Here is a 21751-nt window from a genome sequence, read left to right as displayed (position 1 = left end):
GACTACACATGGGCAGCACTGCCACCATCGGCGTACAGGCCATGATGCTGAAGGACAGCTTCGCGGAGATCGGACCCTTCGAGACGCTCCGCAAGGTCAGCGCCATCGGCTACAACGCCGTCGAAATTTCCCAGATCCCCATGACACCGGAAAACGTGGCCGAACTGGAGCGCTCCCGCACCGAGCTCGGCATGGACGTGGCCGCGCTTTCGGTAGCCCTGGAAAAGCCGGAAGGCCGCCCGGGCGATTCACTCCGCGACGACTTCGACAAGATCGTGGACGATGCCGCCAGGCTGGGCTCGTCGCTGCTGCGGATCGGCATGCTTCCCTTCCCCGCAATGAAGTCCCTGGACGCCGTGATCGATTTTGCCAGGGAAGCCAACGGGTACGCCGAGCGCCTCCAGGAGCATGGGCTGAGCTTGTACTACCACAACCACCACATCGAGTTCGCGAAGTTCGACGGCAAATACATGCTGGATATCATCGCCGAGAACTCACCGGCCATGGGCCTGGAAATCGATGTGCACTGGGTCCAGCGGGGCGGGCTTGATCCCGTCCGGACCCTGCAGAAGTACGCAGGCCGGACCGCCATGGTCCACCTGAAGGACTACCGGATCGGCTCCATGCCGGAAGCAGCATTCGGAATGCTGGGCAGTGGTGATTTCGCCGGCTTCATGCAGGCTTTCAAAGACGTGGTGCAGTTCGCCGAAGTGGGTGAGGGAAACCTGGATTTCCCTTCCATCATTCCTGCGGCCCAGGCCGCCGGGGCAAAGTACCTGCTGGCGGAGCAGGACGACCTCTATGGCCGCACCGTGTGGGATGCGCTGCAGACCTCGCACGACAACCTGGTGGCCATGGGCCACGGCGACCTTTTCTAGATTCCAGAAAAAGATACGGAGAACCAATTCATGGCCAAGAAAGTACGCCTAGGCATCATCGGCCTGGGCCAGCAGGGCGGCGCCTACGCAAAGTTCATCACCGACGGACTGGTCCCCAATATGGAGATCGGAGCCCTCTGCGACACCGATCCCGCCAAGAAGGACGCTGCTGCGGCTTCCTATCCCGGGGTCCCCTTCTACGACGACTACATCGCCATGCTGGAGAGCGGAAACGTGGATGCCGTGGTCACTTGCGTGCCGCACTTCCTGCACCCGGAAATGGGCATTGAAACGCTCAGGCGCAACATCCACGCGCTGGTGGAGAAGCCCGCCGGCGTATACACGAAGCAGGTCCGTGAACTCAACGGCTTCGCGGCAGCGAAGCCGGAACTGTCCTTCGCCATCATGTTCAACCAGCGCAACAACCCGTTGTACCGCCGGTTGAAGGAGATCGTGGAGAACGGCGAAATCGGTGCCATCCGCCGGACCAACTGGATTATCACCAACTGGTGGCGCCCGCAGGGCTACTACAACTCCAGTGCGTGGCGGGCCACGTGGGGCGGGGAGGGCGGCGGCGTGCTGGTCAACCAGGCACCTCACCAACTGGACCTCTGGCAGTGGATCTGCGGCGTCCCGAAGTCCGTGTATTCGAAGGTGGCGTACGGCTTCCGGCGGGACATCGCCGTCGAGGACGAAGTCACCGCCGTGGTGGACTACGGCAACGGCGCAACCGGCGTGTTTGTCACCGCCACCCACGACATCGTGGGCACCGACCGCTTCGAGATCCTGGGCGACCAGGGCAAGATCGTCGTCGAGAATTCCAAAACGGCAACGGTCACCCGTCTGAAGAAGCCGGAGCGCGAACTCAGCGACGGCATGGGCATGGACGATGTCCGGAAGCTGTTCATGGGACAGCTGAACCCGGAGGAGTACTACAGCACCGAGGTGATCGAATTCGAGTCCGCCTGGGGAGCGCAGCACTCCGGCGTCCTGGAGAACTTTGCCGCGAACATCCTGGACGGCACGCCGCTGCTGGCCCCCGGCTCGGACGGGATCAGCGGGGTCAGGCTGGCCAACGCCATCCATCTCTCGAGCTGGACCGGCACTGAGGTGTCATTGGACTTCGACGAGGATGTGTTCCTCGCCGAACTCAATAAGCGCATCGCTGAAGAAGGCACGTTCCCGGAGCGCAGCTAGCCCCCTGCCACCGCCCAACTGGGTAGCAGCAGGTGTCGTTTAGACCCGTCAAAACGACACTTGCTGCGACCTGGTTGGGTTGTTTCCTCGCTAGGATGGGGCGGTGACCGAACCCAAGACGCACGGCCCCGCCGCAACGCCGCACACCGCCAGGAAACCGGCCCGGGACGGCAAGGGCAACGCCACCATCTACGACATCGCCAAAGTGGCCGGCGTCAACCCCTCCACCGTTTCGAGGGCGCTCAGCAAACCCGGCAGGGTCAGCGCCAAGACGCAGAAACTCATCGAGGACGCGGCCGCAGAGCTGAACTACCAGGTCAACCCCTTCGCCCGGGCCCTGCCCACCGGCCGGACCAACACGTTCGGGCTGATTGTCGCCGACATCACCAACCCCACCTTCTTCGACATCATCCGGGGCGCCCAGACCACCGGAACCCTGCGGGACTACACCCTGGTGCTGGCCGAATCCGCCGAATCCGCAGCCACCGAGCTGACGGCGGCGCGGCGCATGATGACCACGGCTGACGGCCTGATCCTGGCCAGCCCGCGCATGGACGACGACGACATCCGCGCCCTGGCCCGCGACAAGCCCGTGGTGGTCATCAACCGGGAAGTGGAGGGCATGCCATGCGTCATCCCTGATGTCCGGAAGGGCATCGGGGAAGCAGTCCGCAGCCTCGCGGCCAACGGGCACAAGAAGATGGCCTTCGTGGCGGGCCCCGCCAGGTCCTGGATGTCCGCCCGCCGCTGGGAGGGCGTCCAGGCCGCCTGCGAGTGGTCCCGGCTCGAAGCTGTGCGGGTGGAATCCACCAAACCAACGGTCGACGGCGGCCGGCAGGTGGCGCGCGACGTGCTGGCAACCAACGCCACGGCTGTGCTGACGTACAACGACCTCCTGGCCATCGGCCTGATGCAGGAGCTCCAGGCCGGCGGCATGGCGGTCCCGGACCAGATCAGCATCGTTGGCTTCGACGACATCTTCGGAGCAGACTTCACCACCCCTCCGCTGACAACAGTGCGCTCACCGCTGGGGGAGTGCGGCGCCGGGGCGGCCACCTGGCTGCTCGACCTGCTGCAAGGGAAAGGGGAACCGGACGGGACCCTCCGCGTGGAAACCGAACTGGTGCTGCGCGGCTCCAGCGGCCGCCTCCTGGGTTCCACCTGACCTCGACCAAGGCTCCACCGCCCAAAGGCAACGTATGGCAATTAATGGCAACCGGTTGACAAAAAGAGTGCATAACCCGGACCATTGACCTATGTCACAGTCGATTGCCGCCAACCCAGACAGGCTCCTGCCCGCGGACCCAGGAACGCGCAGCATCGCGCGGGACCTCCTGCAGCGCGTCCAGGACCTCCCCATCATTTCCCCGCACGGGCACGTTGATGCCTCCGTCATCGAGCAGAACACGCCGTTCCCGGATCCGGCAGCGCTGCTGGTCAGCCCGGACCATTACGTCACCCGGCTGATCCATGCCAGCGGCGTCCCGTTGGACCGGCTCCGGGCCTCCACCACATCACAGCCGGACAGCCGTTCAGTCTGGCGCGAGTTCTGCAACGCATGGCCGCTGTTCGAGGGCACCGCGTCCGGGTACTGGCTCCGCACCCAGTTCTCCAGCGTCTTTGGCCTTGAGGGGGAGCTGGGCGCGGACACAGCCGATGCCAGCTACAACGCGATTTCCGCAAAGCTCCAGGAGCCAGGCTTCCGGCCCCGCGAACTGTTCAAGGACTTCAACATCGAGGTCCTGGCCACCACCGACGATCCGCTGGACACCCTGGCCAGCCACAAAGCCATCGCGCAGGACCCCACCTTCCACGGGCGCGTCCTGCCCACCTTCCGCCCGGACGCCTACCTCAACATCGCCCACCCCGCGTGGGCGGAAAACGTGGACCGGCTCATTGCGGCAGCGGGCGACGGCGGCACGGGCTACGGTGCCTACCTCACCGCACTGGAGAACCGGCGTCGTTATTTCGTGGACCACGGCGCGGTCTCGGCAGACCATGGGGTCCGCACCCCGGCCACCCTGAAGCTTGATCCAGCGGACGCTGCGAAGCTGTTTGACCGCGCCCGCTCGGGCACGGCAACGGCCCGGGACCGGGACGACTTCGAGGCCCACATGATGTACCAGATGGCCAGGATGTCGGTGGAGGACGGGCTGGTGATGACCATCCACCCCGGCTCGTACCGCAACCACCACGAACCAACCTTCAACAGCTTCGGTGCTGACACCGGGCACGACATCCCGTTCGCCATCAACTACACCGAGGCCATCCGACCGGTCCTGCAGGACTTCGGCACCGCCAAGGACTTCCACCTGGTCCTCTTCACCCTCGACGAGACGGTGTTCTCCCGCGAACTGGCACCCCTGGCGGGGTTCTACCCGTCCGTCTACCTGGGCGCACCGTGGTGGTTCCTGGATGCGCCGGATGCAATGCTGCGGTTCCGGTCCGCCGTCACCGAGACAGCAGGATTCTCGCGATCCTCCGGTTTCATCGACGACACCCGGGCCTTCTGCTCCATCCCTGCCCGGCACGACGCCTCACGCCGGATCGAAGCCTCCTTCCTGGCCCGGCTGGTGGCCGAACACCGGGTCAGCGAGGAGCGCGCACATGAACTCATCGTGGACATCGTGGACGGCTCGCCGCGGCGGGTGTTCAAGCTGTGAGCACCGGACTGCGCACCGTGTCCGCCTCCGCTCCGGCCGTGGACCTTCCGCTGCTGAACCGCGCCCTTCACCCCATCCCGAAAGCCCCGGTCCGCATCGTCCACCTCGGGCTGGGAGCCTTCCACCGTTCCCACCAGGCCTGGTATACCCAGCAGGCCGGAGACGCCGCGAACTGGGGCATCGCGGCCTTCACCGGCCGGCGGCCGGACGCCGCAACGGCCCTGGCCGGACAGGACGGCCTGTTCACACTGGTGGAACGCGCCGACACCGGCGACTCCTTCACCGTGGTGGGCAGCATCGTTGAGGCCGTGGACGGCGCCGACATCCAACGGTTGACGGAGGTCATGGCCGCACCGGCTACCGCAGTGGTCACGCTGACCATCACCGAAGCGGCCTACGGCCTGGGCTCCGACGGAAAGCTGGACATCTCTGCGCCGGAGGTCGCGGCCGACCTCGCGCGGCTGGGCTCCGACCAGGGTAATCCCGCGACGCCCCTTGGCCGGCTGGTGCTGGCGCTGGCAGCGCGCCGTGATGCCGGGGCAGGTCCGCTGGCCGTCGTCTGCTGCGACAACCTCTCCAGTAACGGCACGGTTGCCCGGGAGGCCGTGGCCGGCTTCGCCGGTGCGTGGGACACCGGGCTGGCTGCCTGGATCGGGACGAACGTCAGCTTTGTCAGCACCTCCGTGGACCGCATTACCCCGCGCACCACCGGGGAGGATGTGGCCGGCGTCCAGGCCGCGTGCGGTTACAGGGACTCTTCGCCGGTTATTGCGGAACCCTTTTCCAGCTGGGTGCTGAGCGGTGACTTCCCGGCCGGCCGGCCGCGCTGGGAGGACGCGGGCGCATTGTTCGTGGAGGACATCGAACCCTACGAGAACCGCAAGCTGTGGCTGCTCAACGGTGCCCATTCGCTGCTGGCCTACGCCGGGCAGCTGCGGGGGCACAGCACTGTGGCGGAGGCCTTGGCGGACCCTCTGTGTATGCAAGCCGTGGAAGCATTCTGGGACGAGGCTGAGGCCAACCTTTCAGGGACGGAGGCGACGGCGGACCTGCAGATCCCTGCGTACCGTGCCGCCTTGCTGGCCCGTTTCGGCAACGCCAGGATTGCCCACAACCTCGCGCAGATTGCCTTGGACGGCAGTACCAAGCTTCGGATGCGGGCAGTCCCTGTCCTGCAGGCCGAACGCGCCGCAGGCAGGTCCGGAGCCGCTGCCGCACTGATGATCGCTGCGTGGATGGACTGCAGTTCTGCATTGCCAGGCTTCCAGGATCCGCTGGGCGATGAGGTGGCAGCCGCCAACAGCCTCGCAGGAGCGGGACGCGTCCGGGCACTGCTTGCCGTCGTGGACCCGGCCCTGGCCGCTGATGATGCCGTGGTTGAACTGGTCCAGGGCCAGTGCGGGAGGTTCGCCGGGCACCCTGCCTCCGGGTAGGAGCACGGCAGGAGCAGGCACAAAAGGACTGCCCGGCCCCTCCCTGGGGTGCCGGGCAGTCTTTGTTGCTTGTTTTTTCAACAAACATTTGGCAACCGCTTGCCAAATGTTTGCCAAGTGACTAGCATTACATCAAGAGCACAACCCCGGCCGGTGGCCACCCCAGACATTTCTTCTTCACGCGAAGCCCGCAAAGACGCGATAGGAATCCCAAATGCTCAAGCCCCAAGCGAGCGAAAGCCGCGAACTCGTCAACCTGGATGGCCTGTACCGGTTTAAGGTTGACTTTGACCGGACCGGGCACCGCGACGGCTGGTTCAAGGCACCGCTGGACACCGCCCTGGAAATGGGGGTTCCGGCCAGCTACAACGACGTCTTCCCCGACAAGGCCATCCGCGACCACGTAGGTTACGTCTGGTACCAGCGCGAGGTGCGCGTTCCGCGCGGCTGGGCAGGGGAGCGAATCCACCTGCGCCTGGACTCCGCCACGCACGAGGGAATGGTGTGGGTGGACGATGTCCTGGTCGCCCAGCACACCGGCGGCTACATGCCGTTCAGCGCCGACATCACGGACCACGTCACCCCCGGCCGGGCCTTCCGCCTGACCATCTCCGTGAACAACGAGCTCACCCAGGCCACCATCCCGCCCGGCACCATCACTGTTACCGCGGATGGGCGGCGGCAGCAGAGCTACCTGCACGATTTCTACAACTATGCGGGCCTGCACCGCAGCGTCTGGCTCTACAGCACCCCGGCCGTCACCGTGGACGACATCACCGTCGTCACCGGCTTCGAGGGCCCCACCGGCACTGTTGACTACGCCATCACGACGGCGGGCGGCAGCGGGAGCGAAACGGTGACCGTCTCGCTCCACGATGCGGACGGCGTCGAAGTGGCCACCGCGGACGGCGCCACCGGCGCACTGGTGATCAACGACGTCGTCCTCTGGCAGCCCGGTGCCGCCTACCTGTACAGCCTGACCGCCGAGATCCGCAACGGCACCAACCTGCTGGACAGCTACACGCTGCCGGTCGGCGTCCGCACCGTGGAAGTCCGCGGCAAGGAATTCCTCATCAACGGCGAGCCGTTCTACTTCACCGGCTTCGGCATGCACGAGGACCACGTAGCCATCGGAAAAGGCCACAGCAACGCTCAGATGGTCAACGACTTCCAGCTCCTGGACTGGGTGGGCGCAAACTCATTCCGGACGTCGCACTACCCCTACGCCGAAGAGGTCATGGAGTTCGCCGACCGCCACGGCATCGTGGTCATCGACGAAACCGCCGCCGTCGGGCTGCACCTGGGCTTCGGCGCCGTCTTTGGCGGCATCGCAAAGAAGACCTATGAGGACGGCGGAGTGGACGCCAAGACGGCCGCCAGCCACCGGCAGGCCATCGAGGAACTCGTTGCCCGGGACAAAAACCACCCCTCCGTGGTGATCTGGTCCATCGCCAACGAGCCGAACGGATCAGAGGAAGGCGCCCGCGAATACTTCGAACCGCTGGCACAGCTCACCCGGGAGCTCGATCCCACCCGTCCCGTCGGTTACGTCAACGTCATGTTCGATACGCCGGACAAAGAACTGCTCGGCGACCTCTTCGACGTCATCATGCTCAACCGCTACTACGGCTGGTACCTGAACAACGGGGACCTAGAAACAGCTGAACAGGTCCTGGAAAAGGAACTCCGGGAATGGGAAGCCAAGTACGGCAAGCCGATCATCATGACCGAATACGGACCTGACACCATGCCCGGCTTCCACTCCATCTACGAACAGCCCTGGAGCGAGGAATACCAGGCCGCCTTCCTGGCCATGTACCACCGCGTCTTTGACCGCGTGGATGCCATGGTGGGCGAGCAGGTCTGGAACTTCGCCGACTTCCAGACGTCCAACGGCATCATGCGCGTGGACGGCAACAAGAAGGGCGTCTTCACCCGCGACCGACGCCCCAAGCCTGCAGCGTTCGCGCTCCGCCAGCGGTGGACAGCACTGGCCGGTACTAAGAACGGCAGCACCAAAACCGTTTCCAACCCCTAACGTTTCACTTTTGCCGCCCCCTACCGGCGGTACCGGGTAAAGGAGCCCACACCATGAAAAAGCTGAGCAAACTGAGCATCGTCGGCTATGGCGCCGGCGACGCCGCCAACAACCTGGCCTTCACCACCGCCACCATGTTTCTGCTCGTGTACTACACGGACGTTGCCGGTATCTCGGCAGCGGCAGCCGGAACCCTGCTGCTTTCCGTCCGCATCTTCGACGCTTTCGCCGACGTCTTCGCCGGCCGCGTGGTGGACCGCACCTTCAGCAAACGGTTCGGCAAGTTCCGCCCGTTCATCATGTTCGGCTCCATCCCGCTGCTCCTGCTGAGCGTCGCAACCTTCTCGGTGCCGCAGCTAGGTGAATCCGGCACCCTGCTCTACGCCTACGTCACCTACGCCGCACTCGGCCTGGCCTACAGCCTGGTCAACATCCCCTACGGCTCCCTGGCCGGGGCGATGACCCAGGATCCGGGGGAGCGCGCCAAGCTCGGCTCTGCCCGGATGGTGGGTGCGCTCCTGGTCGGGTCAGCCCTGGGCATTTTTGTGGCCCCTCTGATCAAACCCGGCGCCGACCTCCAGGGAACCTTCACCACCATCACCCTGGTCTTCGTGGCGATCGGCGCGGCGCTCTACTTCTTCACCGTCCTCACGGCCAAGGAACGCGTCCACCGGGCCGTCCCCAACGTGACGCTGAAACAGAGCATGGACACGCTCAGGACCAACAAACCACTCCTGATGCTCTGCCTCAGCTCCTTCTTCTTCCTCACCGGCTACCTCGCTCTGACGTCCGTGCAGCTGTACTACCTGCGCGACGTCCTGGGCCGGCTGGACCTGTACCCCGTGCTGTCCATCGCCCAGCTGGTCCTGACCTTCGTGCTGGCCGCGTTCATGCCCAGGCTGGTCCGCGCCATCGGCAAGAAGCGCGTCTACATCTACTCATCCCTGGTGACCGTGGTTGGCGGGACCATCATCTTCTTCACGCCGGCCAGCCAGGTGTGGATCGGCTTCACCGGCCTGCTCATCAGCGTGGTGGGCGTCCTCGCCGTCAACATCGTGGTGTGGGCCCTGGAAGCGGACACCGTGGAATACGGCGAATGGAAGACCGGCGTCCGCACCGAGGGCATCACCTACGCCCTGTTCTCCTTCACCCGCAAGACGGGCCAGGCTGTGGGCGGCGCGCTCGCCGCCTACGCCCTGGCACTGGGAGGGTACAAGTCCGGCGCCACGCAGTCCGCCGAGGCAGTGTTCGGAATCCAGGTTGCCGCAGGCGCCCTGCCGGCCATCCTTACCCTCCTCGCCGTCCTGGTGATGTCCAAATACAAGCTCACGGATGCCATGCACGCCGAAATCCTCACAGAGATCCGCGCCCGCCGGGAAAGCGGCGCACCGGACGGTGGGGCCTCCGCTCCCGAGTCCGGCCGCACGGCCAACGCCCCCGCGGCACCTTCCGCCGCCACCCCCAACTGACCACCAGCCCCGCCTCCATCCCAGCCCTGAAAGGACCTGCAGTGAAAATCATTGCCGCCGACGTCTTCGTGACCAGTCCCTCCCGCAACTTCGTGACCCTCCGGATCACCACCGAGGACGGTGTGACCGGCATCGGTGACGCCACCCTGAACGGCCGCGAGCTCGCCGTTGCCGCCTACCTGAAGGAGCACGTGGCGCAGCTGCTGATCGGCAAGGACCCGCACCGGATCGAGGACACCTGGCAGTTCCTGTACCGTTCCTCGTACTGGCGCCGCGGCCCGGTCACCATGGCCGCAATCGCCGCCGTGGACATGGCGCTGTGGGACATCAAGGGCAAAATGGCCGGCATGCCGGTCTACCAGCTCCTGGGCGGGGCATCCCGCAACGGGCTGCGCGCCTACGGCCACGCCTCGGGAGCTGACCTGCCGTCCCTGTTCGATTCGGTCCGGGAGCACCTGGAGCTCGGCTACAAGTCCATCCGCATCCAGACCGCCGTTCCCGGCATCAAGGCCGTGTACGGGGTGGCGGCCCAGGCGCAGGCTTCGGGCGAACGCTACGACTACGAACCCGCCGGCCGCGGCGCGTTCCCGGTGGAGGAGGACTGGGACACCCGCGCCTACCTCCGCCACCTGCCCACCGTGTTCGAGGCTGTCCGGAACGAGTTCGGCCCCGAGATCCCGCTGCTGCACGACGGCCACCACCGGATGACGCCCATCCAAGCCGCGAAGCTGGGCAAGGCGCTGGAGCCCTATGACCTGTTCTGGCTGGAGGACTGCACCCCTGCCGAGAACCAGGAAGGCCTGCGCCTGGTCCGCCAGCACACCACCACCCCGCTGGCCATCGGTGAAATCTTCAACACCGTCTACGACTACCAGACCCTCATCAAGGAACAGCTGATCGACTATGTCCGCGCCGCCTCGACCCACTTCGGCGGGATCTCACCGCTGAAAAAGGTCATGGACTTCGCCGCGCAGTACCAGATCAAGTCCGGCTTCCACGGCCCCACGGACATCTCTCCGGTGGGCTTTGCCGCCCAGCTGCACGTAGGCCTGGCCATCCACAACTACGGCATCCAGGAATACATGCAGCACTCGGACAAGACCAACGAGGTCTTCCAGCAGTCCATGACCTTCAAAGACGGCTACCTGCACCCCGGCGACAACCCCGGCATCGGTGTCGAATTCAATGAGGAAGCCGCCGCCGCATTCCCGTACCAGCAGGCCTACCTGCCCTACAACCGCCTCATCGACGGAACGGTCCACGACTGGTGAGTACGCCTAATCCCGAAATGACAGTTCACGCTGCCGGACATCCCAAGCTCCGCGTGATCGTAATGGGCGTCTCCGGCTGCGGCAAGACCACCATCGGAGACCTCGTTGCCCGCGAACTGGGCGTTCCCTTCCTGGACGGCGACTCCCTCCACCCCGTGGAGAACGTCGCCAAGATGGCTGCCGGCACGCCGCTGACCGACGAGGACCGCTGGCCGTGGCTCGCCACCGTGGGCACCGAGCTGGCAAATGCGGGCGACGGCGGGCTGGTCCTGGCCTGCTCCGCGCTGCGCCGCAGCTACCGCGACGCCATCCGGCAACAGGCCCCGGACACCATCTTCCTGCACCTGCACGGCAGCAAGGACGTCCTCCGGGCCCGGACAGAAGGGCGCTCCGGCCACTTCATGCCGCCGGCCCTCCTGGATTCGCAGCTGGCAACACTCGAACCGCTCGACGCCGGCGAAACCGGCATCGTTGTGGACATCGCGGCGCCCGTGCAGCAGGTGGTGCGGGAGGCACTCGCCGGACTGGCCGCCGTCGGCCCTTCCACAGAACGAAGCGCAGGGGGTGCCGCGGGCACCCAGGCCCGCCAGTTCGACGTCGACCTTCAGGCCGCGCCGTTCAGTCTCGACGACGACGCCCTCACCTGGGTGGAAACCACCATCGCCGGCATGAGCCTCGAGGAAAAAATCGGGCAGCTGTTCATCAACCACAACAACGACTACTCCGCGGAGTACCTCGACGGCGTGCTGGACACCTACCACGTGGGCGGCATGCGGTACCGGCCGGGCCCCTCGGCCGCGGTGCAGGAACACATCCGCTATGCGCAGTCCAGGACCCGCATCCCGCTGCTGGTGGCCTCCAACCCGGAAATGGGGGGAGCCGGAAGCTGCGACGACGGAACGTTCGTGTCCACGCACCTGCAGGCCGGCTCCCACCCGGACAAGGCCATCGCCCGTCAGATGGGCCAGGTTGCCGGCGTCGAAACCGCGGCGCTGGGCTGCAACTGGGCCTTCGCCCCGATCGTGGACATCCACTACAACTGGCGCAACACGGTCATCTCCACCCGGTCCTTCGGCAACACCCCGGAAATCGTTGTGGAGCGGGCCAAAGAATATTTCGATGGCATCAGCGAGTCACCCACCGCCTGTGCCATGAAGCACTTCCCGGGCGACGGCATCGACGAACGCGACCAGCACGTGGTCACGTCCTACAACACCTTCGGCTACGAGGAGTGGAACCGGACCTACGGGCACGTGTACCGCGAAATGATCGGCCACGGCGTGCAGTCCATCATGATCGGCCACATCGGGGCACCGGAACTGTCCAGGCACTTCCGCCCCGGCATGGCGGACGCGGACATCCTCCCGGCCACACTGTCTCCGGAGCTGCTCCAGGACCTGCTCCGCGGGGAGCTCGGCTTCAACGGGCTGGTCCTCACGGACGCGTCCCAGATGATCGGACTGACCCAGGCCATGAAGCGCAAGGACCTGGTGCCGGCCACCATTGCCGCCGGCTGCGACATGTTCCTGTTCTTCCGCAACCCCGCGGAGGACTTCCAGTACATGATGGACGGCTACAAGTCCGGCGTCATCACCGAGCAGCGGCTCCATGATGCCCTGCGCCGGATCCTGGGGCTGAAGGCCTCGCTAGGCCTCCATGTGAGGGCCCGCAACGGGCTTGTCCCGCCGGCGGAAGCGCTCGGCGTGATCGGCAGCGACGCGCACCGGGCCATAGCAGCGGAGATCGCGGACAAGACCGTCACCCTGGTCAAGGACACCGCCCGCAATCTGCCCATCACCCCGGAGACGCACAAACGGATCCGCCTGTACGGCATCTCCGGCGGCGCCGATTTCACCCGTGCGGACCCGCTCGCCTACCTGGACACGGTCAAGGAGGAACTGGAAGCGGCCGGCTTCGAGGTGCACCTGTTCAGGACGGCGGACCAGCGGGAGGCCGCGGGGGAGACCGGCGTGAACTTCATGTCGGTGATTTCTGAGGAAGCCACCGGGGACTATGCGGAGAAGTACGATGCCGCTTTTGTGTTCGCCAATGTGAAGGGGTTCGCCCAGGAGGCGGCCATCCGAATCAAGTGGTCCACTCCCATGGCCGCGGAAATCCCGTGGTACGCCACCGAGGTTCCCACCGTGTTCGTTTCGCTCAACCAGCCAAACCACCTGATTGACGTGCCCATGGTGAAGACGGCAATCCACGCCCACGCCGGGTCCCGCGAGGCCATCCGGGCCACCATCGAAAAGATCCAAGGCAAGTCGGATTTCCAGGGCACGTTCAACGACAACGTGTTCTGCGGTTCCTTCGACACCAGGCTCTAGGAGCGGACCCCAGCAAAGGGCAGCAGCCGGCTATCGGCTACTGCCCTTTGCCGTCGTCGCAGAGCAGGTGGTACCAGGCGTCGGCGAGGACCTCGAGGGCGTGTTCGCGGTTTGGCTCAAGCTTGCGCCTCGTCCAGAGCGTGGCAACGTAGTCGAGCTGGGTGAAGGCGAGCGTGCCGCGGATGTGGCGCGTCTCCTCAGGGAAGCGGCCGGCCAGTTCCAGACCGCGGACGATGTCCGAGATGACCTCCTCATGCCAGCCCTCAACCAGGTCCCGGACCTCGCGGTCCACGGCGGCAGCCTCGTCCAGCACGTCCAGGTACGGGCGGAAGACCGGCCACAGTGCAGCCCGCGACTCCAGCCACGCGAGGATGCCAGGCAGCTCGCCGGCCCGCACCACATCCACCAGGTCGGCGGCAGTGGAGGCGCGGCCGGGCCCGTCAGCACGGTCCAGCACCGCGTTAACGCGGGCCATGAAGTCCTTCATCAGGTCGCTGCGCGTCGGGTAGTACGCATAGAACGTCACCCGCGTGGTGCCGGCCGCCGCGGCGATCTCGTCAATGGTGGTGGCTGCGTAGCCCTTCTCGGTGAAGAGCTCGAGGGCCTTCTCGACGATGGTGTCGCGCGTCAGCTGCTTCTGGGCTTCTCGCAGTGAGGGCATGAAGCAATCCTATCGGGGCTCCGCAGGGTCAAAGTGCCGCCGGCTCAGGCGGCCGCACCGGCAAGGCGGCGGAACCGGCAAGGCGGCGGAGCCGGGGAATGGGAATCCGGTAGTTGAGCGCCGCAGCGGTCCCGGAGCCATCCGGGTTTTCCCAGCGCAGCAGCATTGACCCGGGGTCCGCTCCCTGCTCAAAGTATCCTGGCGGACCAATCACGGGCGTGCGACCCACTGCCTTCAGGGCCAGGCCAAAACCCTCGGTCCAGAAGTACGGCTGGAAGTCCAGCTCCCCGGCGTCGTCGCCCTTGAGCAGGCCGTGGGCGGCCACCTTGGCCTGCTCGATGGCACTGGTCCACAAGGGCACCCGGGACAACCCGCGGCTGGTGGGGAAGAAGGCCACGTCGCCGGCCGCAACGATATCCGGACGGACCCGTCCCCGGGAATCGACGTGCAGTGACCCGTTAACCAGGAGATTGGAACCGCCCAGCCACTCGACGTTCGGTTCGTCGCCGATGGCCGTCACAATGAGCTCCGCTTCCAGCCGGGTGCCGTCGGCCAGGACAACATGCGTTCCGCCACCGGAGCCCTCCAGCCGCGCCTTGCCGCCCCTGGCCAGCCGCAGGCCGCGCCTGGTGGCCGCATCCACGAAGATCCTGGACAGATGCCCGCCGAGCTGGCGCTGCAGGGGCGGGACATCGGAGACGAGCGTGACGTCGCACCCGGCGTCCAGGCAGCCCGACGCGACTTCCATGCCAAGCGGTCCGCCGCCGATCACCACCACCGATGGCCGTGAGGCGACGCGTTCCCTGAGCAGGATCGCGTCCTCAATGGTGCGCAGGGTAAATTCCCGGGCTGCCTGCCCGGGGGAGAGGCGCCTCGCCCGGGAGCCTGAAGCGATGACCAGGCCGTCGTAGGGCAGCTCACCGCCCCCGTCCAGCCGGACCACTTTGGCGCCGGCGTCCAGGCCCGCAACGCCGACTCCAAGCAGCTCCGTTGCCCCGTGCGTTGGTGCCGGCAGCCCGTGGGCGGCCAGGCCGCCGTCGTTGGTCCCGCCGGTGCTGCCTCCCTCCACACCGTGCAGCAGCGCCTTGGACAGTGCGGGCCGGCTGTAGGGGCGGTGCGGTTCTGCACCCACCACCGTCAGTTCGCCGTCGAACCCCGCATCCCGCAACGAGTCGCAGGCCGTAAGCCCGGCGATGCCGTTGCCCACCACCACGATCCTGCGCATCGTCATGCCGCGGCAGCCAATCGCAGCGCGGCCACCGGGCAGACCCTGACCGCAGCCTTGGCGGCGTCCAGGTCGGCCCCGTCCACCTCCGGCACATCGATGACCAGTTCGCCGTCGTCATCCAGGTGCATCAGCGTGGGCGCGGCTTCCTCGCAGAGGCCGTGTCCTTCGCAGCGGGGACGGTTTAGTTCGATCCTCATGCTGCCACCACCTTTTCGACCTGGAGCAGCTCGAAGCTCCGGGTAATGTTGCTGGGCTCCCGGAGCTCATCCGAAACGGCCAGTGATACCACCCTGCGGGCAAGCGCCTCGATGATGGCGTGCGCTTCGAGCTTCGCGAGGCCCTGGCCAGCGCAGCCGTGCGGGCCGTAGCCGAAGGAAAGATGGTCCACCGGGTTGCGCAGCACGTCGAAGGTGTCAGGATTTTCGTAGTGCCGCGGGTCGCGGTTGCCGGCGCCGAAGAGGATGCCCACCTGGGCGCCTGCCGGAATGGTGGCGCCGTCGATATCCACGTCGCGGGTCGCCTTGCGGCCCCAGATGTGGACCGGCGCCCAGTAGCGCAGCACCTCGGCGAAGGCTGCGGGAACCAGCTCAGGGTTTTCGCGCACCAGCTGGAACTGCTCCGGGTGATGCCCGAACAGCGCGATGATGTTCCCGATGGAGGCGATGGTGGTGTCCACGCCCGCCCCCAGGTACTGGTGGATGATGTGTCCCGCAGAGCCCTGGGGAATGTCGCCGCGTGCCTCGGCGTCGAAAATCCCGCGGCCGATTGAGCCGGGTGCGAGGTCCTCCGCCGTGACCGATGAGCACCAGCCGTAGAGCTCGCCGGCGATCGGGAAGCTCTCCTGCGTGCGCTGGTTCAGCGGGCCAATGACCTGCATGGCGGCCTGGCCCCAACGAAGCATGTTGTCCTTGACGTGCCCCTGGAAGCCAATGAGGTCTGCAACGATCTCGATCGGGAAGGCCCGGGCCAGGGAATCGATGGCCTCGAAGCTGCCGCCGGCGGCAAGCTCCGCCACGAGCTTGTCCGCTTTTTCGTCGATGACCACTTTCAGGCCGCGGAGTGCCCGCGGGGTGAGGTTCTGGGACAGCGTGGCGCGCAGCTGCGTATGGATGGGCGGGTCGGAGGCGAGCGAGGTGCCCTGCAGTGCGTCGTTCACCATGGGGTTGAAGCCGATGCTGGTGGACGAGAAGGTTGCCGGATCACCGAGGGCGTCGCGGATGGCGTCGTAGCGGGTCAGGACGTAGAGGTCGTTCTTGGGCAGGTGGACCACGGCGGCCTGCTCGCGGAGGGCGGCGTATGTGGGGTACGGGTCCACAAGGATGCGGTCATCCCAGATGTCGATGTCGGGTTCGGTAGGTGCAGTCACGGTGTTCTCCTTTTGGTAGGGGCAGGTAGTGGCGGACGCCGGCCGTCAGCGTCAGACGGCGGCTTCGGCGTTGGCCGCAGTCGTTTCCTGGGCTGCGGCGATGGCGTCGGCTGATGGCGCCGAAGACCGCGCGGAGATGAAGAGGGTGAGGGCAGCGGAAAGGACCGCCGCGATGCCGGCGGCGAGGTAGACAGTCTGGAAGCCCTGTCCGAGCGAAGTCCCCGCCACGCCCTGGATCTGCGGCTGAGCCGAGGTGAGGGCCTTGACCATGGCGTCCACGGCCTGTGCCGGTGCGCCACCGGCCGCTGCCTGGCCGGAGAACTGCGCAATGACTCCGTCCCACCCGGAGAGGTAGCCCAGCGGCGGCACGTTCGACAGTCCGGCTACGGCCTCTGCCGGCAGCCCTGCCCCGCCGAGGATGCCGGCCAGGGGCCCGGCAAAGGCAGTGGCGCCGACCCCGAAGGCAATGGCGGAGCCGATCACGGGCCCCAGGGCGAAGCCCAGGTCGCGCAGGAGGTTCGTTGTTGCCGAGGCCATGCCGATCTGCTGCGGCGGAACGGTGTTGATGGCCACGGCGGTGATGGAGCCGACGGTGAGCGCGAATCCGATGCCCAGCAGCAGCAGCGGCGGAATGAACGCAGTCCAGGGGGTCCCGCCGAAGGCCTCCGGCGTGCCCAGGGGGAAGGTCGAGAGCCAGAAGCCGGACACAGCCATAAAGGCAAAGCCTGCGGTGAGCACCCAGCGCGGGGCGACGTGGTGGATCAGCCAGCCCACCACCGGGATCAAGGCAAAGGCCGGGCCCTGGATGAAGATGAACAGCACACCCACCTTCCAGGCTTCGGCGAGGGCGAGCCCGCCGACGGCGACGCTTGTGCTGAACGCGATCGCGAGGAAGGCGAACATGCCCGTGACGGCCACAATGCCGGTGATTGAGTAGGCGCTGTTCCTGAACAGCGCCAGGTGGATCAGCGGCTGCTCGGTGCGTGTTTCGATGATCACGAAGGCGACAAGGAGGATACCGCCCACGATGTAGCTTGCGATGACCTCGGCGCTGCCGAAGCCGGCGTCGACCGCCGTCACCGTGGCGTAGAGGACGGCGATCAGGCCGAGCGCGAGGGTGAACTGGCCGGGCAGGTCCAGCTTGCGTCCCTCGGCGGCCGCGGAGTCCTTCGCGCGGACCGCGACGATAATAACGACGACGGCGATCGCGGCGGCTGCGTAGTAGGCCACCCGCCAGCCACTGAAGACGTTGGGCGAACCCGCAGCCGGACCTGCCACGGTGAATGCCTGGGAGGTCAGGCCAGCCAGCACGGGGGAGATCACCGCACCAAGCGACAGGAAGCCGGCCCAGGTGGCGATTACCTTTGCCCGGGCGCGGTGGTCTGGGGTGATCGCCGCGATCATGGACAGCGAAATGGGGAAGAGGATGCCCGCCCCGATGCCGCCGACCGCCTGCGCCGCGATCATCATTTCGGTGGTGGTCGCCAGCGCAGCCAGCACGGAGCCGGCGACACTGACTGCGGCACCTGCGTACAGCAGCTTCTTACGGCCGAACATATCGCCCAGCAGCCCCCAGCTGAGCTCAAACACCACGATGCCCATCATGAACATGCCCGCTATCCAGGTCAGGCCTGCGCCCGAGGTGCGGAATTCCACCGCGAAGGTGCCGTTGAGTGCGCCCGGCAGGGCATTGGTGATCTGGGCCAGGGTGACCGCGCTGTAGGCGGCTAGAAAGGTGGCCCGTATGGACCCGGGGCTGGACGGTGATGCTGTCTGCGCGGTGGCGGCCTGACTCATCGGTGAAACTCCTTTGTTTCCTCGCTCAAGTGATGTCCGTAACAGTTTGGAGGAATTTCTTACATGGTGTCAAGGAAATTTGGTAGAAAAAGACTCCTTGACACTATGTAAAGAAATATGTGATGCTGGCTGCACCGCAACGGAGCGACGGCACGTTCGAACTCCGCGGCGCTCCTGCATTCAGCACCCGATCTCCAAGGGAGAAGCCAAGTGAGTCACTCAACACCAGTCGCTGCCGGCGGCGCGTTCCAGCCCGAGGCCGGGAAGGCCGTCAATACGGTCCTGGGTCCCGTCCCTGCGTCTGAACTGGGCGTGGTCGCGGTCCACGAGGCACTGTTGTCGGTGCTCCCCGGTGCGCAGTACGCGCCGGACATTTCCATGGACAGGGCGGAGATCTTCGAGGCCCTGGCAGCGAAGCTCAAGGACTTCCGCGAGCATGGCGGCCAGACGATCGTGGACAGCACCGGCATGTTCCACGGCCGCGACCTCAAGCTCTACGAGGCACTGTCCCGCTCTACCGGCGTCCACATCGTCGCCTCCACGGGCCTCGGCCCGGAGGAGGAGCTCGGCGGGTACTTCCTGACACCACAGACCAACCCGCCCACGCCGTGGCCGGCCGAAAAGTTCAGCGATCTCTTCGGCAAGGAGGTCACGGAGGGGATGGTGGTTCCCCGCGTGGAACGCCGCGCCCCCGCCGGGATCGTGGCCACTGTCGCCGACCGTGCCGGCATGACCCCCACGGAGGAGAGCCTCTTCCGTGGGTCCGCCCGCGCCGCCAAGGACACCGGCGTCCCGGTTTCCATCCGGTTCGGCGGCGATGTCCTGCACGACCTGGACATCGTCCTGGACGAGAAGATCAGTGCCGACCGCGTGCTTGTCGGTGATCTGGACCGCCGGGATGCAAAAGGCTCCGCCTTCGAGGTGGCTGAACGCGGGGCCTTCGTGGGCATCGACCATGTGGGACTCAACGACCATGCCGATTACGTCACCGACCAGGAGCGCGCCGATCTGGTGCTTGAGCTGGTCAACGCCGGCCATGCAGGCAAGGTCATTCTTTCGGGAAACTCGATTGGCGTGGCCAAGGGCCTGCCGGAGTACAACCTCCCCTTCAGCCACGTACTGAGTACGTTCGTGCCCTTCCTGAAGGCCCGCGGCCTGGGCGAAGAAGACGCGCAGCGCATCCTGGTGGACAACCCGCGCAACCTGCTCACCGTGCGCTAAGTACGCGCCGGCCCATCCACAAACAAAGCTTTCGAACCCTGAGATGAAGGAATGAGCAGGACTTTTCAATGAGCAAAGTCAACACAGTGCTGGGAACCATCCCCGCCGAAGAACTGGAAATCGTGGCGGTCCACGAACACATCGGCTACGGCATGCCCGGTTCCGAGCTGGACACCAAATGGTGGAAGTCCCCGGAGCAGGCCTACGAGGAAACCGTTCCGAAGCTGCGGAAGTTCCGTGAATACGGCGGCGGCACCTTCGTGGACGCCACAGGCATCTGCAATGGCCGGGACGTGGACTACTACAAGTCCCTGTCCCGGAAGACGGGCGTACACATCGTGGCGTGCACCGGCTTCGTGGGCGGCGACACCGCCCTGCCGCACTTCTCCCGCGCCACCGTGGACTACCTCACCAAGGTGTTCATCCACGAGATCACCGTTGGCATCGGCAGCACCGGCGCCAAAGCCGGCGTCATCAAGGTGGGCGTGAGCCGCGGCGGACGGATGACGGACCTGGACAAACGGATCTACCGGGCTGCGGCCCGCGCCGCCGTCGTTACCGGAGCCCCGATCCTCACCCACCTGGCCATCGACCCCGAACCGGCGGTAAGCATCTTCAGCGAAGAAGGCCTCCCGCTGGACCGCGTGCTCTTCGGCCACGCCGACGACGGCCTGAACGCCCCGATCACCCCGCATGACTGGATCTACGAAAAGGGCGGCCGGATCGGCTTCGACACTTTCGGCTACGACCTCGAACTGCCGGATCCGCCGTTCTGGGGACGAAAGCGCGCCGAACGCATGGAGCACTTCGTCAAGCTCGTCAACAAAGGCTACGCGGACAAGCTCCTCGTCTCGGCCGACGCAAACTGCAGCCCCCTGGGCTGGCCGGGTGTGAAGGGCCACACCATCAACTACATCTTCGAGGACATGATCCCGGACATGCGGGCGGCCGGCATCGACGACGCCACCCTCAAACTCCTGCTCCAGGACAACCCGGCCGACTTCCTGTCGCTGAGCGCCTGACCCCAGGCAAACCCCCACAACGCAGACAGCCAAGAAAGTGATGAAACCATGAAGTCTTCGGAGATCAAGGACCTCAAGATCGCCATCGTCGGCGCGGGCTACGGCGGCGCTGCCGCTGCCAAGGCCCTGAGCCTGCTCGGTGCCGACGTCAAAGTCTACGAACAGGCCCCCCAGATGGGAGAAGTCGGCGCCGGCATCGGCCTGCGTCCCGCCACCATGGCCCGGTTCCGCCAGTGGGGCATCTTCGACGCCGTCGCCCAGGTGAGCTCGCCGAGCGACTACTTTGAGATCCTCACCGCCACCGGTGAACCGATCATGAAGGACACCTGGCCGGAGTTCGGCGCAGAGAAGAATACGTACCTCATCCACCGCCGCGACTTCATCGAGGCCCTCCTCGGCGTGCTCCCCGAGGGCATGGTGCAGCTCGGCCACAGGTTGGAGACCGTCGAAGACAAGGGTGGCCGCTCCGTCCTGACCTTCACCAACGGCGAGACCGCCGAGGTTGACCTGGTGGTGGGTGCCGACGGCATCAAGTCCACTGTGCGCGAGCAGCTCTTCAGCCGCAAAGGCCCGGTGTTCTCCGGCGAGCACGCCTACCGCGTGGTGATCTCCGCCGACGACGCCCACGGCATGGTGAGCGACGACAACCTGCGCATGTACATCGGCAAGGGCACCAAGGTCTACCTTTTGCCGCTGCGCCACCGCAACCAGATGTCCTTCGACATCACCGCCCTGAACCCTGACGGCACCTGGGCGCCCGCGATCAGCAAGGAGGACCTCCTGAAGACTGTGGAAGGTTTCGACGAGCGGATCGTGGCAATCGCCCGCGGCCTGGACATGGACACCGTGAACATCCGCGCCGTCTACGACATCGACCCCGTCGAGTCCTGGCACACGGACTCCGTTGTCCTTATGGGGGACGCGGCCCACTCCATGCTGCACCACCAGGGCCAGGGCGCGAACTCAGCCATCGAGGACGCGGGGGCGCTGGCAGACGCACTGGCCCAGGCCGGTTCGGTCAAGGAGGCGCTGGCCCTGTTCCAGGCCACCCGCAAGCCGGTGACGGACGAGCTGCAGCGCATTTCCCGCCAGGGCTGGAGCGAGGAAGAGGTCAACGACGTCTTCCCGGGGCAGAAGCCGGCGTCGCAGAAGCCCGTCCAGGTGGACGCATAAAGCC

The 21751-nt window shown here is 66.0% G+C and carries 17 protein-coding genes; 12 read left to right on the top strand and 5 right to left on the bottom strand.

Annotation, left to right across the window (positions count from 1 at the left end; genetic code table 11):
• The first annotated feature begins 8 nt into the window (after window positions 1-8).
• The 9 genes from WHH00_RS10310 (at window position 9) to WHH00_RS10270 (ending at window position 13279) form a co-directional block, all read left to right on the top strand.
• A complete protein-coding gene (locus WHH00_RS10310) occupies window positions 9-878 on the top strand; it encodes a sugar phosphate isomerase/epimerase family protein (RefSeq protein WP_406632522.1) in 870 nt (289 codons plus the stop codon).
• 30 nt (window positions 879-908) lie between these two features.
• The gene (locus WHH00_RS10305) at window positions 909-2075 is read left to right on the top strand and encodes a Gfo/Idh/MocA family protein (protein ID WP_406632520.1); all 1167 of its coding nucleotides are present in this window, start codon (window positions 909-911) and stop codon (window positions 2073-2075) included.
• Window positions 2076-2178: 103 nt separating this feature from the next.
• On the top strand, window positions 2179-3240 hold the full coding sequence (locus WHH00_RS10300) for a LacI family DNA-binding transcriptional regulator (RefSeq protein ID WP_406632518.1): 1062 nt from the start codon (window positions 2179-2181) through the stop codon (window positions 3238-3240).
• Between the two features lie 91 nt (window positions 3241-3331).
• Complete coding sequence (gene uxaC, locus WHH00_RS10295; RefSeq protein ID WP_406632516.1) at window positions 3332-4738, top strand: glucuronate isomerase; 1407 nt, start codon at window positions 3332-3334, stop codon at window positions 4736-4738.
• Entirely contained in the window at window positions 4735-6171 is a 1437-nt protein-coding gene (locus WHH00_RS10290) for a mannitol dehydrogenase family protein (RefSeq protein ID WP_406632514.1), read from the top strand. The genes uxaC and WHH00_RS10290 overlap by 4 nt, the downstream gene beginning before the upstream one ends.
• A gap of 214 nt (window positions 6172-6385) precedes the next feature.
• Window positions 6386-8209: a beta-glucuronidase gene (uidA, locus tag WHH00_RS10285; protein WP_406632512.1), complete on the top strand. Its 1824-nt coding sequence runs from the start codon at window positions 6386-6388 to the stop codon at window positions 8207-8209.
• A gap of 53 nt (window positions 8210-8262) precedes the next feature.
• Entirely contained in the window at window positions 8263-9678 is a 1416-nt protein-coding gene (gene uidB / locus WHH00_RS10280) for a glucuronide transporter (RefSeq protein ID WP_406632510.1), read from the top strand.
• 41 nt (window positions 9679-9719) lie between these two features.
• The gene (gene manD, locus WHH00_RS10275; RefSeq protein ID WP_406632508.1) at window positions 9720-10949 is read left to right on the top strand and encodes a D-mannonate dehydratase ManD; all 1230 of its coding nucleotides are present in this window, start codon (window positions 9720-9722) and stop codon (window positions 10947-10949) included.
• Between the two features lie 17 nt (window positions 10950-10966).
• Window positions 10967-13279 (top strand): gluconokinase, GntK/IdnK-type, encoded by a 2313-nt coding sequence (locus tag WHH00_RS10270; protein ID WP_406632506.1) that lies wholly within the window; start codon window positions 10967-10969, stop codon window positions 13277-13279.
• A gap of 37 nt (window positions 13280-13316) precedes the next feature.
• Here the strand turns inward: WHH00_RS10270 and WHH00_RS10265 are convergent, their stop codons facing one another.
• Genes WHH00_RS10265 through WHH00_RS10245 form a run of 5 tightly spaced genes read right to left on the bottom strand, consistent with a single transcriptional unit; the run spans window position 13317 to window position 18331 of the window.
• Entirely contained in the window at window positions 13317-13940 is a 624-nt protein-coding gene (locus WHH00_RS10265) for a TetR/AcrR family transcriptional regulator (protein WP_406632504.1), read from the bottom strand.
• Between the two features lie 28 nt (window positions 13941-13968).
• On the bottom strand, window positions 13969-15171 hold the full coding sequence (locus WHH00_RS10260; protein WP_406632502.1) for an NAD(P)/FAD-dependent oxidoreductase: 1203 nt from the start codon (window positions 15169-15171) through the stop codon (window positions 13969-13971).
• Entirely contained in the window at window positions 15168-15365 is a 198-nt protein-coding gene (locus WHH00_RS10255; RefSeq protein WP_406632500.1) for a ferredoxin, read from the bottom strand. Before WHH00_RS10255 ends, WHH00_RS10260 begins: the two co-directional genes overlap by 4 nt.
• The gene (locus WHH00_RS10250; protein ID WP_406632498.1) at window positions 15362-16534 is read right to left on the bottom strand and encodes a cytochrome P450; all 1173 of its coding nucleotides are present in this window, start codon (window positions 16532-16534) and stop codon (window positions 15362-15364) included. The genes WHH00_RS10255 and WHH00_RS10250 overlap by 4 nt, the downstream gene beginning before the upstream one ends.
• Window positions 16535-16585: 51 nt before the next feature.
• Window positions 16586-18331 (bottom strand): MFS transporter, encoded by a 1746-nt coding sequence (locus WHH00_RS10245; protein ID WP_406632496.1) that lies wholly within the window; start codon window positions 18329-18331, stop codon window positions 16586-16588.
• Window positions 18332-18541: 210 nt separating this feature from the next.
• Here WHH00_RS10245 and WHH00_RS10240 point away from each other — a divergent pair, with 210 nt between their 5' ends.
• The 3 genes from WHH00_RS10240 (at window position 18542) to WHH00_RS10230 (ending at window position 21747) form a co-directional block, all read left to right on the top strand.
• Window positions 18542-19552 (top strand): phosphotriesterase, encoded by a 1011-nt coding sequence (locus tag WHH00_RS10240; RefSeq protein ID WP_406632493.1) that lies wholly within the window; start codon window positions 18542-18544, stop codon window positions 19550-19552.
• Between the two features lie 68 nt (window positions 19553-19620).
• On the top strand, window positions 19621-20574 hold the full coding sequence (locus WHH00_RS10235) for a phosphotriesterase (RefSeq protein ID WP_406632491.1): 954 nt from the start codon (window positions 19621-19623) through the stop codon (window positions 20572-20574).
• Between the two features lie 48 nt (window positions 20575-20622).
• Window positions 20623-21747: an FAD-dependent oxidoreductase gene (locus tag WHH00_RS10230; protein WP_406632489.1), complete on the top strand. Its 1125-nt coding sequence runs from the start codon at window positions 20623-20625 to the stop codon at window positions 21745-21747.
• The last annotated feature ends 4 nt before the right edge of the window (window positions 21748-21751 follow it).

Source organism: Pseudarthrobacter quantipunctorum (genome assembly GCF_045291495.1).
GTDB classification, from domain to species: domain Bacteria; phylum Actinomycetota; class Actinomycetes; order Actinomycetales; family Micrococcaceae; genus Arthrobacter; species Arthrobacter quantipunctorum.
This window is presented reverse-complemented; position numbering and strand designations above follow the sequence as displayed.